Origin of the sequence: Streptomyces sp. WAC06614 (assembly GCF_003949795.1) — a bacterium.
In the GTDB taxonomy this organism is placed as follows: Bacteria; Actinomycetota; Actinomycetes; order Streptomycetales; family Streptomycetaceae; genus Streptomyces.
Genome location: NZ_RPRY01000649.1, coordinates 1 through 1,517, shown reverse-complemented (window position 1 = coordinate 1,517; position 1,517 = coordinate 1). Strand labels below are relative to the sequence as shown.

Sequence of the window (1,517 nt, the reverse complement as noted above, 5' to 3'; positions counted from 1 at the left end):
GGCCGCGGGCTGGTGGCGACGGCCGTGAGGCGGACCACGTGGTCGGCGCAGGAGTCGACGAGGTCCTGGTCGTGGGAGGCCATCACGACGGCGAGCCGCCGGCCGGCGGCGAGGCTGCGCAGCAGTGCGGCGATCTCGTCGCGCACGGCGGTGTCGAGTCCGGCGGTGGGCTCGTCCAGGAGCAGGACGTCGGGGGTGCGGGCGAGGGCCCGGGCGAGGGCGACCCGGCGTTGCTGGCCTCCGGACAGGGCCGTGGGCCGCCGGTCGGGGAGGCCGTCGTCGACCGGGAGGCGGCATTCGCGCAGGAGGCCGAGGACCGTGGAGTCGCTGCGGTCGGGGGCCAGTTCGGCGACGAGGCGGCGGACCTTCATCCTCGGGTTCAGGGCCGATCCGGGGTCCTGTCCGACGTAGGCGACGCGGGAGCGGCGCAGCTGTCGCAGCAGGTCGGGGCGGAGGGTGGGCGGGTGGTGCCCGAGGACGTCCAGGGTGCCGCCGGTAATGACGGCGCCGGGCGGCAGGTGGCCGACGAGGGCGCGCAGCAGGGTGGTCTTGCCGGAGCCCGAGGCACCCGTGAGCGCGGTGACCCGGCCGGCGCGTACGACCATCGAGGTCGGCCGGAGGAGGACGGGGCCGTCGGGGAAGCCGATGGCGAGGTCGGTGAGCACGGCCCGGGGTTCGGCCCGGGGTTCCGCCAGGGGTGCGGAGTCGTTCACGAGGGGGTCACCGCCCGGTGCGCGGGGTGGGCGGCCGACGAGGCCGAGGCGAGGTTGACGGTGAGGGCGAGGAGGGCGATGGCGAGGCTCGGGGCGAGGACGGCCCAGGGGTTGAGCAGGACGCCGGGGGCGTTCTCCCGCACCATCAGCGCCCAGTCGGCGGCCGGTGGCCGGGGGCCGATCTGGAGGAAGCCGGCCATGGCGATCACGTAGACGCCTTCGACGAACCGCAGCCCGAACAGGGCGAGGACGGTGGCGCGGAGGTTGGGCAGCAGCTCGCGCAAGGCGAGGTACGCGAGCCCCTCGCCCCGGATGACGGCGGCCTCGACATAGCCCGAGCGGGCCGCCGGCGCGGCCGCGCCGGCGACGACGCGGACGGCGTACGGGGTGCCGAGGACCGTCGCGGCGACGACGACGGCGCCGCGCCCGCCGCCGGGCCAGGCCAGGGCGACGAGCATGATGCCGAGGACGGACGGGAGCAGGATGGCCACGTCCGCGGCGCGCTCGACGGCGCGGCCGACGGTGGGGCGCAGGACGGCGATGCAGCCGATCAGAGTGGCCGGCAGGGTGACGGCGACGGCCACGAGCAGGGCGCCGGCGATGAGGGCGGTGCCGCCGTGCAGCAGCCGGCTCAGGACGTCCCGGCCGAGCTGGTCCCCGCCGAGGAGCGTGCCCGCGGCGGGCGGTGCGTAGGGGGCGGTGACGGGGGTGTCGAGGGCGTGCGGGGCGAGGAAGGGGCCGCACAGGGCGAGCAGGACGAGGAGGACCCCGGGTGCGGTGCGGCGCAGGGTGCGGGCCCTGGCG

The 1,517-nt window shown here is 77.3% G+C and carries 2 protein-coding genes; both read right to left on the bottom strand.

Annotation, left to right across the window (positions count from 1 at the left end):
• The coding region (locus EF918_RS35625) for an ATP-binding cassette domain-containing protein (protein ID WP_260611009.1) at window positions 1–713 on the bottom strand (713 nt) is incomplete at its 3' end.
• Window positions 710–1,501, bottom strand: a complete 792-nt coding sequence (locus EF918_RS35620; protein ID WP_125652966.1) for an ABC transporter permease — start codon at window positions 1,499–1,501, stop codon at window positions 710–712. The genes EF918_RS35620 and EF918_RS35625, both read right to left, overlap by 4 nt.
• Between the last annotated feature and the right edge of the window lie 16 nt (window positions 1,502–1,517).